Origin of the sequence: Chitinophaga polysaccharea (genome assembly GCF_902150045.1) — a bacterium.
Taxonomy (GTDB): Bacteria; Bacteroidota; Bacteroidia; order Chitinophagales; family Chitinophagaceae; genus Chitinophaga; species Chitinophaga polysaccharea_A.
The window spans coordinates 100904-117061 of sequence record NZ_CABFVU010000004.1 but is presented as its reverse complement, the minus strand read 5'-3'; the positions used below and the strand labels follow the sequence as shown (position 1 = coordinate 117061).

Here is a 16158-nt window from a genome sequence, read left to right as displayed (position 1 = left end):
TAAGCTACGCGAGGATACTTCTGCTGATAACGATGCGTTGTACTTCGGAGGTGCCTTCATAGATCTGGGTGATCTTGGCATCGCGCATAAGGCGCTCCACGTGGTATTCTTTTACGTAGCCATAGCCGCCGTGCACTTGCACTGCTTCAGTGGTTACCCACATGGCGGTTTCAGAGGCAAACACCTTGGCCATGGAGCTGCTGAGGGTATAATCGAGCTGCTGATCTTTATCCCATGCGGCTTTGAGGCATAGCAGGCGCGCACTTTCTATGCGGGTGGCCATGTCGGCCAGTTTGAACTGGATAGCCTGGTGCTGGGATATTTCCTTACCAAATGCTTTTCTTTCCCTGGAGTATTTAAGGGCCAGTTCATATGCGCCACTGGCGATTCCCAGCGCCTGGGAGGCGATACCGATACGGCCGCCGGCAAGGGTTTTCATAGCAAATTTAAACCCGAAGCCATCCTCTCCTATCCTGTTTTCCTTGGGTACTTTTACATCCTGGAACATGACGCTGTGGGTATCGCTGCCACGGATACCCAGTTTATTTTCCTTGGCGCCGATAGTGATACCAGCCATTCCTTTTTCCACGATGAGGGCGTTGATGCCCTTACTTCCTTTTTCGGGGTGAGTTTGGGCCATTACCAGGTATACGCTGGCGGAGTTGCCGTTGGTGATCCAGTTTTTGGTACCGTTGAGCAGGTAGTGATCACCTTTGTCTTCAGCGATGGTACGCTGGGAAGTGGCGTCCGATCCGGCTTCCGGCTCACTGAGCATAAATGCGCCGATGATCTGCCCAGATGCCAGGGGCACCAGGTATTTCTGTTTCTGTTCTTCTGTACCAAAAGTTTCGAGGCCCCAGCACACCAGGGAATTATTTACGCTCATAACCACAGAGGCGGAAGCATCTATCTTGGATATTTCTTCCATTGCCAGCACGTAAGAGATCGCGTCCAGTCCGGCCCCACCATACTTAGGGCTTACCATCATACCGAGGAAACCGAGTTCTCCCAGTTTTTTAATCTGTTCTGCAGGAAACTTCTGGTGCTCATCTCTTTCTATTACTCCGGGCAACAGCTCATTGACAGCAAAATCACGCGCTGCCTTTTGTATCATCAGATGTTCTTCCGTCAATTGAAAATCCATGGTGTATAATTTTATAAGGTAATCCACTCAAATTATTTATAAATCAGCAGCTAAAAAAATAGCCCTGTTAAAATTCAATGTTGTCAACCAGAACCGGGTAAATATTGAACAAATCGCTACAATAACGCTACTGTATTGGATTTGGTTCAGATATTATATGCAAGTTTTTCACCATTACACGTTTGGCTGCTTTGGGCGTTCACATAAAATCCTGTAGCTTGCCTTTAATGCTATTTTTATGAAGAACATTAAAATAATAGAAGTAAAATCAGAAATAGGAGCAGGTACGCGTGGCGCCAGTTTGGGAGTAGATGCGATTAAGATTGCCGCGCTGGACTTTATGAGCAACTTTTTTGTACACTTCCCCACCGAAGCAATTGAAACGGAAAATAAGCTGTTGTTTGAACCTATTGAATCGCCTTATGCCAAAAGGATCAAAGGCACATTTAACATGTATGAGCGCATCAGTAAAAGTGTATGCGAAACGGTAAAGGCCAACTGGTTCCCTGTACTGCTTTCAGGCGACCATAGCACGGCGGGCGCCACCATTGCCGGTTTAAAGATGGCACATCCAAAGGCCAAGCTGGGAGTGATATGGATAGATGCGCATGCCGACCTTCACACGCCTTATACCACGCCTTCCGGCAATATGCATGGAATGCCGCTGGCTACAGCTATTGCGGAAGACAATATGGATTGCAAGGTGCACGACCTGGATGAAAATACCGCCAAAATGTGGAATGCCCTGAAGAACATCGGGAAAATAGCCCCGAAGGTGCTTCCTGAAGATATTGTGTTCATCTCCCTCCGGGATTATGAGAAAGAGGAAGATCACCTGATCAAGCAATATGGAATGAAGGTGATCACTACCAGTGAAGTACGCCGCAAAGGACCGGAAAATATTTCCCGTTCCGTATTCCGTTACCTGAGCGATTGCGAGTATATCTATGTTTCGTTTGATGTGGACAGCCTGGATGCTTCTATTTCCAAAGGCACCGGCACGCCGGTAAGTAACGGCCTGCGCGAGCGGGAAGCGGAAGATCTGATCGCCAAGTTCATGCAGCACCGCAAGATCTGCTGCTTTGAGATCACGGAAGTGAATCCTACGCTGGACCGGGAAAACCTGATGGCGGAAATAGCCTTTAATATCCTGCAGCGCAGCGTGAATGTGCTGATGATGAACTAATACTTGTTATAGTTTGAAATAGGCGATAAGCCAGCCGGTTACTTCGCTGTAACTGCGTATACCCTTGTCCTGTTTGTTGGCTTTGAGGTAGCGGTCGTACAGGAAAGAAGAGTAGGCATCCACTTTCCCGGTATAAGGCTCATAGAAATCGATGATAGCCTTATAATCAGCCTTTACGCCCGGGAGTGCCCTTTGCCAGATATTATGGGCAAGCGTGGTATCCCGACGCGCCAGCTGACGCACACTATAAAGGAACATATCAAAATTGGCGGCATAACGGAAATGGCTATCCGGAATACTGGTAGCCGCCAGGTAACCTACAAAATTAGCTTCTTCTTCAGGTGCATAACCTATCTGGTGTGCAATTTCATGACAGGAAACAAATGGCAGCAATACATCCGGAACAGTAGTGTTCACCTGTGCTTCGTTGGTGAACGGGTTAAGATAACCTGTAACACCGGGGTAATTAAGCCAGTGCCCGAATAAGGCCGGCTTGATGCTGGGCGCCCTGTAACGCAGGGCAGGCCACGTTTTTGCAGCAGCGTCATAAGCGGCAACAGCGCGCTCAAAAACGGGTTTGCCGGTGGTATCTGTTTTCATGATACCGGTGGTATCACCGGTATTGGCTTTTTCCAGGTTAACCAGCTGTAACAAGGTATCCGACAATTGATAGAGTTGCTGCGTGTTATAGTTACCGGTAACCAGGCGGGTATCGCGGGCAAGGGAATTGCGCTCGTAATTAAAACCCCATAGCACCAGGAAGGCCAGGTAAACATTCAGTAGGAACTGCACCCCGCGGAGCAGCTGGAAACCCAGGTCCTCCCAACGGGCACGGATGAGTTTATAACATAGTTTTAACAAATAGAGTATTCCTCCGATAATCCAGGCAGTATATATTACATCGCCAATACTAAATGGAACTATACCTGTTACTTGTCTGAACGCCAAACTACTCCAGTTGTACCACCTGTGAAAGTAGAAATCGCCGAAGCGGTTACTCCAGGCGAATAATCCTTTCAACAACAGTATAGCCGTAAGTGTTAGTACAATACGGACGATTTTCTTTTTAATCCGGACTTTTGTCTCCATATAATGTGGCGGATCATGATAGATGAAATTCTACAAAAACAGTTAAGCGCGGCACTTTCCGAACAATTGAAAGTAAAAATACATATTAATGAAGCAAAAACCGTGCATGGTGGCGATATTAACGAATCTTTTCGTATAGCCACCAACGAGGGTTATTTTTTTATTAAGATGAACGATGCGGTGAAATACCCGGATATGTTCAGGCAGGAGCATGCGGGCCTGCTGGAGCTGCAGGGCGCCAAAGCGCTGCATACACCAAAGCCGCTGGCATATGGCAGTGTAGGCGGACGGGCTTACCTGTTGCAGGAGTTCCTGACCAAGGGGCAGGCTGTGGCTGATTTCTGGGACGATTTTGCCGTATCCCTGGCGAAGCAGCATCGTGTAACACAGCCCCACTATGGGTATGCCGGAACAAATTATGTGGGGAGCCTGAAGCAGTATAATACGCCTTACAGCAGCTGGCCTGTATTTTATGCGTTTAACCGTTTGTTGCCGCTGATACGGATGGCGTACGATCAGCAGCTGGTTGACAGGCAGCTGGTACAGCAGGTAGAGCGGTTATGCCGGCAGCTACCACAGCTGTTCCCGGCAGAGGCGCCTGCGTTACTGCATGGCGATCTGTGGTCGGGCAATTTTATGGTGGGAAGTAACGGGCGGGCCTGTATTTTTGACCCGGCGGTGTATTACGGGCACCGGGAAATGGACCTGGCCATGACCCGCCTTTTCGGGGGTTTTGACACCAGGTTCTATTATGCCTACCAGGCCGCTTATCCTTTACAGCCGGGATGGCAGCAACGGATTGGCGTTTGCCAGTTATACCCGTTGATGGTACATTTCATTTTATTTGGCGGTAATTATTACAACAGTATCAGAGAGGTGCTGCAATCGTACTGATCATTCCCCGTGCGTATCAATAAAATCGCGCATCTTACCATATTCTTCTTCCACTACAGGATAGTAGCGGTTTACATCTGCAGTGATTTCATCAAAAAGCCGGCAGATCTCGGTGCTATGCAGGTCCTGGTTGATACGGAGATAATTTTCCAGCTCCTGCATTTTGGCGCTGATCCAGGTGAGGCCTACCATCGCGAAATTCGGTTTTAGCTTATGCACCTGGAATTTCATGGCTTCCCATTCATGGTTATCCACCATTGATTGCAGTTTGGCGATTTCATCACGGATAGTTCTGATAAAAATTTCAAACAGGTCAGCGGCATAGGAAATATTGCTCTCATATAGATCTGTGAGATACTTGACGTCCAAATCATTATTAAACTCAAATCCGCTTAAATTCTGCACTTCTTCCATTATTAGTTCTGTTTCTTCTTCGTTGAGATATTTATTAAAAATCTGTAGTAACTGATCCGGTGTATAAGGTTTAGTAAGTATGTCTGTTATGCCGGCAGCCCTTGCCATAGTGGCCGTACTTTCCATCGCTACCGCAGTGGTAGCGATCACCGGTGTGGCTACATTGGGCTGTGCTTCATCTGCCCTGATCTTTTGTGCCAGTTCCATGCCATTCATGCCGGGAATACGGATATCCATCAGGATAAGGTCGTATTGCCGTGATTCCAGGAACCAGGTAGCGTCCGGGCCATTGGTAGCGAGCTGGTAATTGATCCTGTATTTTTCCAGCAGGCTCATAATATAGCGCAGGTTCATCTGGTTATCTTCCACCACCAGTACCCTGGCGTTTTCGAATGACCTTTGCAGGAGTTTCCTGCTCAGTTTACCGGTATTTACGGTAAGCGGCCGGCGGCTATCCAGGAACGGGATATTAAAACTGAAGCAGGTATTAAACCCGGGGAGCTCTTCCACAGTGATAGTGCCACCCTGGATCTCCACGAGTTGTTTTACGATGGCGAGCCCCAGACCTGTGCCGCCATATTTTTCACGGATATCGCCTTCCGCCTGTTTATAGTTCCTGAAGATGAGTTCCAGTTTATCCTTTTTAATACCGATGCCTGTATCACTTACCCGGAAGCGTATCCAGAGCTTGTTATCCTGCCAGCTTTCCTGGATGGCAGTGACAGCGATCTCACCTTCATTAGTGAACTTCTCTGCATTACCTAACAAATTGATTAGTATTTGGTTCAGTAGCACGTCGTCGCCAATAAGCCAGGTATTGAGGGCGGCATCCAGTTCAGCGGTTATTTTCACCGGGCGGCGGCCCAGTTTGAGCTCAAAGGTATTGCGTAAAGACTGGATCAGTTCACGAAGGTTGAATTCGCGTTGGTTAACCTGTATTTCCCTGGCTTCTATGCGGGAAATATCGAGAATATCACTGACTATGCCCAGCAGTATGCCCGAGGAATTTTTGAGGATATTCACATATTCCTGCTGCTGCGGGTCCAGCTGTGTTTCCTCCAGCAGGTGTGCCATGCCGATGATGGCATTGAGAGGGGTCCGGATCTCGTGGCTCATACTGGCCAGGAAATCTTTCTGGGCGCGCTGTGCATCTTCCGCCTGGCGGCGCGCTGTTTCCAGTTCCTGCTGCAGTTTTTTCTGGTCCGTAATATCCATATGGATACCTGCCCCGCCAGTGATATTGCCATGACGGTCGTATATATTAGCGGAGCTGGCGAGGATCCAGCGGTTGGAGCCGTCTTTCAGCTTTATTTCCATGTCGTACACAAGGGGCATGTTCTCTTCGAGACGCTTTTTGCGGAGGGCGCGGGCATAGGCCCGGTTATTTTCCGGCACAAATACGTCGGTGATATCTTTACCGATAAGCTCTTCCTCTTTATACCCTGAGAGGCGGCAGAAGCTTTCGTATACACGGGTGATATTTCCCTGTACATCTGTTTCGCACATGGCCGCGTTGAGGTTATTGAGGATCACCCTGAACTTTTCTTCGTTGCGTTTTATTTCCTCCTGAACATTATGCCGGCGGGTGATATTTACCGCCTGCCAGATACTGCCGCTGAAAGTTTTGCCGTTGAAAACGGGGAGATAATTGACTTCCCAGGTTTGCCCGTTGCGGAAAGGCACTTCCCATCCGAACCAGGGCTTTTTTTCCCGGCGGAGGGACTTCATTTTTGATTCCAGGGGCAGGTGCTCGGCCACCATGGGCTTAAAATAGCGGATCAGTTCAGGGAAAGTGCAGTTGAGAGGGGTATTCCCTTCCATATAACGGCTGAAGGCTTCATTTACCCATATACAGCGGTGTTTTTCATTGGTTACCAATAACCCGGCGCTATTGCTGTTGAGCCAGGCCGTTATGGGCAGGGAAAAGATATCCGGGGCCCCGTTTAGCGGCAGGCCGGTACTATCAGTAGCAGTTATTTTCTTACTGTATCTTCCTGTGGCCTTCATTTTGCTGATGGAATGGGGATACGGGTTTTCAATAAATCATTAATTGTGAAAATCCGGTATAAGATAAAAGCTAATTACGTACCTTTGCGCCTCACGCCTGGATGTTCACCACATCAATATGGCTGATATTTTATGATATAAATATATATATAAATAAGATATCGTTAGTGAACAAATTTATGAAATTTTTGCAATTGCAAATATTTAATTACCTTTGCATCCCTCTAAAAGTGAGGATATTGATATGAAACCACTCCGCGAATTTGATATAGCCTTTGTAGGATTACACCCAGGGGAACATTCATTTCAGTATGCAATCGGAGAGCGTTTCTTTGATAATTTCGAGGAGCCGAGGGATTTCAGTAACTGTGAAGTGAGCGTAAATCTCACTTTAGACAAGAAGAGTAACTTTTTCTTACTGAAATTTGCGATAGGCGGCAAGGTAACTGTTACCTGCGACCGGTGCGGAGAGCCCTTTGAGATGCAGCTGTGGGATGACTTTAACCAGATTGTAAAACTGGTGGAGAACCCTGAAGAGCTGGCAAGTGAAGAAGAAGATCCGGATGTATCGTATATACAGAAAACAGAAAGCCATTTGAATGTGGCAGCGTATATATACGAATTCATTCACCTGAGCATTCCAATGCAAAGGATACATCCCGACGATGCCAATGGCAAAAGCGGTTGTAATCCGAAAGTGATTGAAATGCTGGAGCAAATGAACCAGCAGGCAAAAGAAAACGATAACCCAATCTGGAAAGGATTGGATAAATTTAAGGACAATTAAAAATTAAATAAAATGCCAAATCCTAAACGCAGACATTCTCAGCAAAGATCAGCAAAGAGAAGAACGCATTATAAGGCGGTAGCGGATACATTAAGCACAGATAGCGCAACCGGTGAAGTGCACCTGAGACACCGTGCTCATTGGGTGGAAAACAAACTGTACTACAGAGGAAAAGTAGTGTTGGAAAAACAGAGCGCAGCTAAATAATTATTTTACTATTTTTACCCGAGCTAACAAGACAAACCTTGAGTTACATGAGAATCGGGCTTGATATGATGGGTGGCGATTTCGCGCCCACAGAAGCAGTAAAAGGAGTAAAATTATATTTAGACACTGTTGCATCTGAAGTGCACCTGGTTCTAATTGGAGATGAGCAACAGTTAACTCCGTTATTAGCAGCGGCACAGCTGGACCAATCAAAATATTCAGTTGTTCATTCATCCCAGGTAATCGGGATGGATGAACACCCTACCAAGGCGCTGAAAGAGAAGCCACAATCCTCCATCTCTATCGGTTTTCATTTACTGAAAAATGAAAAAATAGATGCTTTCATCAGCGCAGGTAATACCGGCGCCATGATGGTGGGCACCTATTATTCCATTAAAGCCATAGAAGGAGTGCAACGTCCTACTATATCTACTCTGGTACCCCGTGAAAACGGTACGTACGGCCTTTTGCTTGATGTAGGTATCAACGCCGACTGCAAACCTGAAAACCTGGCCCAATTTGCCCTTCTTGGATCCCTATATTCCAAACATATTCTTCAGGTACCAAATCCTAAAGTTGGTTTACTGAATATCGGCGAAGAAGAAGGCAAAGGCAACCTGCTCGCGCAGGCAACTTACCCGCTATTAAAAGAAAGCAAACAAATTAATTTCATCGGCAACATCGAAGGAAGAGACATTTTCTCCGAAAAAGCGGATGTTATTGTATGTGAAGGCTTTACCGGGAACATTGTCCTTAAAATGGCCGAATCATTCCACGATATTGCTTTAAGACGCAATATCCAGGATGATTACATGAAGAAATTTGATTCTGAATCATATGGCGGCACTCCTGTTCTGGGCGTTTCCAAACCAGTAATTATTGGTCATGGTATTTCCCAGGAAACTGCCTTCAAAAACATGATACAGCTGTCGCAGCAAATGATCGAAAGCAAACTGCTGGAGAAAATTAAAGAAAGCTTTGTAGTGTCGAAGGATGACGCACAATAAAAGCATCAGGAAATTATTAACGAACGCTCCGGGATTCCGGGGCGTTTTTTTTGTGCGCGAAGTTTGTCTGATTCAGGATTAAACTGATTACGCTGATTACGCTGATTTGATTACTTTGGATTTAAAATGATTCGGGGAGATTTAAGCGGATACTTTCGCTTATTTCTCCCCGAATCATTTAAAATCATCTATAAAATCCAAAAAATAAAATCAGCGTAATCAGCGTAATCAGTTTAATCCTGAATCAGACAAACTTCGCGCTGCATTAATGCCCCAGCAACGGCAGCTTCACATAAAAAGTAGTGCCTTCATTCAGCTTGGTTTCAAACCAGATCTCTCCTCTCGACTGTTCGGCGATATTTTTACACATAGCCAGGCCCAGGCCGGTACCGGATGATTTAGTGGTGAAGTTAGGAACAAAAATGCGGGACTGCACCTCTGTGGAAATGCCTTCCCCATTATCAGATACGCTCACAATAACGTGGCTGTCGGATGTTAGCTGCATACGTACCACGATCTGCCCTTTGCGGTCTTCAGGAATAGCCTGGATGGCATTCAGCAGCAGGTTGGTGAACAACCTGTTCATCTGTGTTTTGTCTGCGTATAAATAAAAATCATGCGCAGGCTGCACATAGGTCACCTCGCAGTCTTCATGTCCCTGGTACAACGAGGTAAGGGAATACAATACTTCATTGAGCAGGAACTCTTCATTGTTCGGTTCACCGATCCGGGCAAAGGCCGAGAAATCAGACGCAATATTTGAAAGGTGCTCGATCTGTTCTACAAGCGTACCGGCCACTTTGCGCGACAGTTCCTTCACATTGGGCGAATCGCCGGCGATAGCGCGCTGGAGATATTGAATGCTCAGCTTCATAGGCGTGAGTGGGTTCTTGATCTCATGGGCTACCTGCCTCGCCATTTCACGCCAGGCCCCTTCCCTTTCACTTTTTGCCAGTCGCACGGCACTCACTTCCAGCTTGCGTACCATCTTATTATATTCTTTTACCAGCGCACCGATCTCATCATCCTTATCCCATTCTATTTCATCATTACGCTGGCCGAGGTTCACATGCCTGAGCTTCTCCGTTACCAGCGAGAAGGAACGGGTAATGGAGTTCGTGATCAGCAGCGCCACCATTCCCGCAATGAGGAAAATGAAAGCATTGAAATTGATCAGGGCTACCAGGAAGTTGGAGATCTGCTGGTTCAGTTCTGTTTGTGTTGCGAAATAAGGAACGTTGAGATAAGCGATCACTTCATGCGTATCATGATTGCGCAAAGGCATATAACCCGACAGGAACGGCATTATCCCGATATACTCCGTATGGATAAACTGGATCTGCTCCATCCGGTATAAGCTGTAGAACGCCTGCGGATCAATTTTGGCGGAGATCAGGCCTTTGTCGGTCATCATGGGTTGAGTGGTGAGCTGCAGGTTACCATCGCGGTCGTAGATGTTGATATCCAGCGCTCTCTCATTGGCTATATCCGACAGGGAAGAAGTGAGCCTTTTCACCAGTTCCGAATCATACATGTCCCCTACCTGGTCCAGGTCGCGTTGATTCTCGAATACCTTCTCCACATCTTTGGCTACATCTCTCATTGTTTTGCTGAGCCGTTCGCGGTTCTGCATTTCAGAGCGGTAGATAAAGAATTTGATGGTGGTAATACCAAGTATCAGGAAAGAGAAGATAACAACAAAAATGATAGTGCCATGTACTTTTTTGCGGATACTGATATCGATCAGCGCACGAAGGTTGCTGAGCCGCATCCTTGCTTTGATAAGCAGGTCGAATGCCTTGTATACCGCAATGATGAGCAGGAATAAGCAGAACATGTAGGCAAACAGCGTGATGAATTCCACGAACATCCTGTTTTCCTTTACCACTACTACCACTTTTTCAGGAGTGGCCTTGTAGATCAGTTCCGAGTAGCCTTTGATGGATTTTATGCTAGCATCTGCCGCAGGCAGCTCATGTGCATATAAGCGGATAGGAAAAGGAAAATCGTTGTTGTTTGTTACAAGGATACCCTTATCATATACAGCGTATGAATAGGTGCCTGCATATTCCCGGCCGGGATCGCCCATATCCCCTTCCACCAGCAGTTCGGGGTATAGTCTTTCACTGCTTACCGGCTTTGGCACCAGCGTGTATACCAGCCAGCCGGTTACTTCCCCGTTGGCGTTATGAAATTCTTTTTTGGCGATATAGCTGTAATCGTTGAAGCTGCGCTCATAATAGTAAAGATCGTTACCAGGCACCAGTGCCGGAGAGGCTTCTGATTCGGTAAATATCTGCCGGTTAAAGGTTAGCAGGCTAACGGTATCTGCAGAAAACAACGAGGTGCCGTTTTCATCGTAAGCATAAATATTTACGCGGAACCGGCTCAGGTAGCCCTGGAAATACTTCAACAGGAGACTGTCGAATGCCAATTTGCGGTGGCTTCTGCTACTGTGGTCCTGGAAAAAATACTGGATAGCCTCATCATGTTCTATCTTCTTACCAATATCATTCAGCAACATTTCCAGGTAAGGGTCCTTTTGTTTGGACAGGTCTTCCGCCAGCTTTTGGCGCGCATACAGCTCCTTATGATTATTATAATGCACCAGTGCCCCGGAGGTGGTAATGGTGAGCAGGAAAAGCCAGAATAAAAAAGGTACGGTGGCCATGCTGCTTTCAAAACGGTCGGCCAGGAAATCGAGCAGCACAATATACAGCAGCAGCCATATCACCATTGTAACGGAGAAGGGCAGTTCCGGGTTATGGATACGGAACAGCAGCCAGATAATGCCTACAGCGGCCAGCCAGATATATTTGGTGCGGTACTGGAAATTGGTAAGCTCATTCAGCAGGTAGTTGATGATCTGTGAGAAGAATAAAAAGCTGAATGAGATAAAGCCCAGTACCATGAAGCCAATGATGCTGTAGATGATACTGTATTCCGTAAGACTGAAAGGATTGGTTACATCAAAAGAGATCTTGGAGTCCATTACAAGGCTTTGAATAAGATCTGCCAGGAACTGTTCCACGATATAGAGTATGAGGCTGGCAACGATGATCACCAGGCTTTGCGCCCATCGCTTTTTCAGTACGGGGGGGTTAATGGTTTTTACGTGCTCCCGGAAGAAGAGGATCATCCAGAAGGTAAGCAATACGTTGATGAGCAGATCGCCCAGCGAGTAGAAGATCTCATCTTTTGCATAGATCCTGGGATCGAAGATATTGAGCTCTTTCAGGTTAAACGGGAACGGGTATACGTAGCTGAGCACCCGCATACCGAATACGATAAGGAACAGGAACAGGAAGCCATACAGCGGGTTAGTGGTTTTAGCCAGCAGGGTGGCAAAAAGGTTCAGGAATATGAGCACGCAGATGCAGCCCAATACCCTCAGCAATATGCTCAGGTTATTGGAAGGATGCACGTGCATACCCGCGTTATAGTCCAGGTAAAACAACGTTTGTCCCTTTCCGTTAATCACCGGGAGGGTAATATGTTCCGATACCAGCAGCTGTGGTTGTTCCCGGAGGATGCTGTACTCTTCCCCCAGTTCTTCCTTATTGTAGAAGTGATTGACAAGGTAGTTGTTTTTAATGGCATACTCCATCCGCACGGGGATGGCTGCTACCAGGTATTGGGCACGGCCGGGGCCTGATTTCACCTTACGGGTAATGACCTCATAGTAGCCGTTTTTCAGCTTCATGAACCGGTCGCCTTCTTCCAGTGTGGCCTGAGGTTCTTCCGGCTGCACCTGGCTGGTGTTCCAGAAAGTAAGCCAGGCGCCGGTGCTATTGGAGTCGTAGGCAAAGAGGTAGTACTCCATGCCTGTGAGTTTGTCCAGTGTTTTCTGGTCGTAGCTGCGCTGGAAGAGGGAGCTGGTGATAGCGGTATCCTCTGCCAGTTCTTCGAATGATCTTTCCCGCTGATGGATACTTTTTTCCATGCTGCGTTTCACGCCCTGCGGGGAGGAGTAGTAAGACCAGTAGTTGCTGAACAGGAAGGCGAAGGTGAACAACCAGGCAGCAATGATCAGGAGATAGCCGTGTCGCAGGAAAAAAAGCCGTATTTCTTTAGTATCGATCAATGCGGGTGTATTAAAGAAAGATTTACAATTGCTCTGTGGCTTTCACCTTATTCCAGAGTGTATCCATTTCCGTTAAGGTCATATCGTTGAGGGTGCGGCCCTGTTCGAGCGCCAGTGTTTCCATTGCCTGGAAGCGGCGCTGGAATTTCTTATTGGTGCGTTCGAGGGCATTTTCCGCGTCGATATTAAGGAACCTGGAATAGTTCACCAAAGAGAACATCACATCGCCGAATTCATCTTCCATATCATTGATATTGCCACTTTTAACGGCTGTTTCCAGTTCATTTACTTCTTCCTTTACCTTATCCCATACCTGTTCGGTATTATCCCATTCGAAACCGGTTTGTTTTGCTTTTTCCTGGAGGCGCATGGCCTTTACCAGGGCGGGCAGCGACAGCGGAACGCCACTGAGCACGGATTTCTTTCCTTCTTTCAGTTTGAGCTTTTCCCAGTTTTGTTTTACCTGTTCTTCTGTTTCCGCTTGTACATTGCCGTAAATATGCGGGTGGCGATGGATGAGTTTATCGCATACGCCGTTGATAACGTCGTTGATATCAAATTTTTGTTGTTCCGAGCCTATTTTGGCATAGAACACAATGTGAAGGAGGATGTCGCCCAGTTCTTCTTTGATAGACTTCCAGTCCTCATCCGTAATGGCATCCGCCAGCTCATAGGTTTCCTCGATGGTGAGCTGACGAAGCGTTTGAATGGTTTGCTTGCGGTCCCAGGGGCACTTTTCCCTTAAATCGTCCATGATCTGCAGGAGACGATCGAATGTGGCTGTCTTTTCCATATTTTGTAAAAATAGGGATCATTTGGGGATTTTGATATTCAGCCATTAATCCGGACCGGAACCGGCCCCCGGAACCAGATGCAGGCGTATAAAAATGGGGAATACTTTTTCTTGGTAAAAAGGCCATTTTAATTACATTTGCGAGCTATTAAAAGGTAGCGATTTCATGATCCGGGGAGCAGTGATCTGTGGTTACGAAAGCTGGTGTCCGGCCATCAAAAAATCCCAAAATGTATTGATTTATGAATCCGAAACACATTGCGCTTATTTCATCGGAGCTGGGTATTTCCGGTAAACAGGCAGAAAATACGATGGCCCTGTTATCTGAAGGATCTACGGTTCCCTTCATCAGCCGTTACCGTAAAGAGGTGACCGGCAGCCTGGATGAGGTGCAGATAGGCCGTATTGAAGACCTGCAAAAGCGCTATAAGGAGGTGGATGACCGTCGTGATTTTATTATCAAAACGATCACAGAGCAGGAAAAAATGACGCCTGAGTTGTTAACTAAACTGGAAAACACATGGGCGCTGGCTGAGCTGGAAGATATTTACCTGCCTTATAAACCCAAGCGTAAAACCCGTGCCACCGTGGCCATTGAGAAAGGGCTGGAACCGCTGGCCACCCTGTTGTTTGAGCAGCAGGACGGCGATATTGCAGCGGCGGAAACATTTATCAATGAGCAGGTAGCTACTTCTGAGGAAGCATTAAAAGGCGCGCGTGACATTATTGCGGAATGGATCAACGAAAATGCGGAGTGCCGTGATAAACTGCGTAAGCTGTTTTCCAATACTGCCAAACTCACATCTAAAGTTGTAGAAGGAAAAGAAGCCGAAGGCGATAAGTATAAAGATTATTTCGAGTTTTCAGAAGACCTGCGGGAGATGCCCTCCCACCGTGTACTGGCGATATTACGCGCTGAGCACGAGGGTATTTTGTTCAGCTCTATTGCACCGGAGGAAGAAGAGGCGAATGCGCTGATCAATAAGCAATTTGTAACAGGCAAAGGCAAAGCGGCAGAGCAGGTAACCAAAGCGGCAGCGGATGCTTACAAGCGTTTGCTGCGCCCGTCCCTGGAGAATGAATTCAGGGCAGCGGCCAAAGAAAAAGCAGACCAGGAAGCGATTGAAGTATTCGCGGAAAACCTGCGTCAGCTGTTACTGGCAGCGCCATTAGGCCCTAAAGGCGTTATTGCCATTGACCCCGGTTACAGAACAGGTTGTAAAGTGGTGGCACTGGATAATCAGGGCAACATGCTGGACAACGATGTTATTTTCCCCCTGGAAAAAAATTACAAGAGAGATGATGCCGAAGCCCTGCTGAAGAAGTGGGCTTCCAGGTACGATACCGAAGCCATCGCGGTTGGTAATGGCACCGCGGGCCGGGAAACAGAGGAGTTTGTGAAGAAAATTGATTTTGGTAAAAAGATCAATGTATTCATGGTAAATGAAAGCGGCGCCTCGGTATATTCCGCATCGGAAGTAGCGCGTGAAGAGTTTCCCGATCATGATGTAACCGTGCGTGGGGCTGTTTCCATTGGCCGCAGGCTGATAGATCCGCTGGCGGAGCTGGTGAAGATAGATCCGAAAGCGATTGGCGTGGGTCAGTACCAGCATGATGTGAATCAGTCATCGCTGAAGCAGAGCCTGGATCGCGTGGTGGTGAGCTGTGTGAACAACGTAGGCGTGAACCTGAACACCGCTTCCAAGCACCTGCTGGCCTATATTTCCGGTTTGGGGCCATCCCTTGCGGAGAACATTGTGAAGTACCGTAAGGAGAACGGCGCATTCAGCAACCGTATGCAGCTGAAGAAAGTACACCGTTTGGGTGAAAAGGCATTTGAGCAGTGCGCGGGCTTTTTGCGTATTGAAAATGGCGATAACCCGCTGGATAATTCCGCGGTACATCCTGAGCGCTACGATCTGATTAAAGAAATGGCCGACAAGCAGCACAGCACTGTGCAGGATCTGATGGCGAAAGAAGAATTACGGAAGAAGATCAATCCAAAAGATTATGTGAGCCCGGAAGTAGGTTTGGTTACTTTGGAAGATATATTGAAGGAGTTGGCCAAGCCTAGCCGCGATCCGCGCGACGAGATCTCTATTTTTGAATATGCCGAAGGCATTCATAAAATAGAGGATGTGAAGCCGGGTATGGTATTACCGGGTGTAGTGACCAACATTACTGCATTTGGTGCATTTGTCGATATTGGTGTGAAACAGGATGGGTTGGTGCATATCTCCCATCTTTCCAATAAATTTATCAGCAATCCGAATGAGGCGGTAAAACTGAATCAGAAAGTACAGGTAACTGTGCTGGAAATTGATGTAGCGCGTAAGCGTATCTCCTTGTCGATGAAAGATAATGAGAAAGGCGGTGGTACACGTCAGCAGGGAGGAAGAGATTCCCGCGGCGATCAGCAACAGCAGAAAAGGCCGAACAGGCCGGCGGCAAAAGAAGCGCCGCTGAATGATTTCCAGGCTAAGCTGGCAGCATTGAAGAATAAATTTGATAATTAAGATAAAGCAGCAAGGAAGACCGGTGGTCTT

The 16158-nt window shown here is 47.2% G+C and carries 11 protein-coding genes; 6 read left to right on the top strand and 5 right to left on the bottom strand.

Translation table 11 applies throughout. The features are described 5' to 3' along the window. Nucleotides 1–4: 4 nt before the first annotated feature. On the bottom strand, nt 5–1144 hold the full coding sequence (locus FN124_RS25155) for an acyl-CoA dehydrogenase (protein ID WP_142687560.1): 1140 nt from the start codon (nt 1142–1144) through the stop codon (nt 5–7). A 238-nt stretch (nt 1145–1382) separates the two neighbouring features. On the opposite strand from FN124_RS25155, the gene FN124_RS25150 reads away from it, so the two are divergent. Beyond that, complete coding sequence (locus FN124_RS25150) at nt 1383–2330, top strand: arginase (protein ID WP_142687559.1); 948 nt, start codon at nt 1383–1385, stop codon at nt 2328–2330. A gap of 6 nt (nt 2331–2336) precedes the next feature. Here FN124_RS25150 and FN124_RS25145 read toward each other — a convergent pair whose 3' ends face one another. Then, complete coding sequence (locus FN124_RS25145; RefSeq protein WP_142687558.1) at nt 2337–3419, bottom strand: DUF3810 domain-containing protein; 1083 nt, start codon at nt 3417–3419, stop codon at nt 2337–2339. A gap of 15 nt (nt 3420–3434) precedes the next feature. Between FN124_RS25145 and FN124_RS25140 the strand changes: the two genes are divergently transcribed. Then, nucleotides 3435–4313, top strand: coding sequence for a fructosamine kinase family protein (locus FN124_RS25140; protein WP_185937368.1), 879 nt, complete (start codon nt 3435–3437; stop codon nt 4311–4313). On the opposite strand, the gene FN124_RS25135 is transcribed toward FN124_RS25140, so the two are convergent. Beyond that, the gene (locus tag FN124_RS25135) at nt 4314–6734 is read right to left on the bottom strand and encodes a PAS domain-containing hybrid sensor histidine kinase/response regulator (protein WP_142687556.1); all 2421 of its coding nucleotides are present in this window, start codon (nt 6732–6734) and stop codon (nt 4314–4316) included. It abuts the gene before it with no gap. 244 nt (nt 6735–6978) lie between these two features. Here FN124_RS25135 and FN124_RS25130 point away from each other — a divergent pair, with 244 nt between their 5' ends. Genes FN124_RS25130 through plsX form a run of 3 tightly spaced genes read left to right on the top strand, consistent with a single transcriptional unit; the run spans nt 6979 to nt 8735 of the window. Then, complete coding sequence (locus FN124_RS25130) at nt 6979–7521, top strand: YceD family protein (protein WP_142687555.1); 543 nt, start codon at nt 6979–6981, stop codon at nt 7519–7521. A 12-nt stretch (nt 7522–7533) separates the two neighbouring features. Then, a complete protein-coding gene (rpmF, locus tag FN124_RS25125) occupies nt 7534–7728 on the top strand; it encodes a 50S ribosomal protein L32 (protein ID WP_079473289.1) in 195 nt (64 codons plus the stop codon). A 47-nt stretch (nt 7729–7775) separates the two neighbouring features. Continuing rightward, complete coding sequence (gene plsX / locus FN124_RS25120; protein WP_142687554.1) at nt 7776–8735, top strand: phosphate acyltransferase PlsX; 960 nt, start codon at nt 7776–7778, stop codon at nt 8733–8735. A 265-nt stretch (nt 8736–9000) separates the two neighbouring features. Here plsX and FN124_RS25115 read toward each other — a convergent pair whose 3' ends face one another. Next, nucleotides 9001–12819 carry a sensor histidine kinase gene (locus tag FN124_RS25115; protein ID WP_142687553.1) on the bottom strand — a complete coding sequence of 1273 codons (3819 nt, stop codon included), beginning with the start codon at nt 12817–12819 and terminating at the stop codon, nt 9001–9003. A gap of 22 nt (nt 12820–12841) precedes the next feature. Then, nucleotides 12842–13612 (bottom strand): nucleoside triphosphate pyrophosphohydrolase, encoded by a 771-nt coding sequence (mazG, locus tag FN124_RS25110; RefSeq protein WP_142687552.1) that lies wholly within the window; start codon nt 13610–13612, stop codon nt 12842–12844. A gap of 242 nt (nt 13613–13854) precedes the next feature. Here mazG and FN124_RS25105 point away from each other — a divergent pair, with 242 nt between their 5' ends. Then, the gene (locus FN124_RS25105) at nt 13855–16128 is read left to right on the top strand and encodes a Tex family protein (protein WP_142687551.1); all 2274 of its coding nucleotides are present in this window, start codon (nt 13855–13857) and stop codon (nt 16126–16128) included. The last annotated feature ends 30 nt before the right edge of the window (nt 16129–16158 follow it).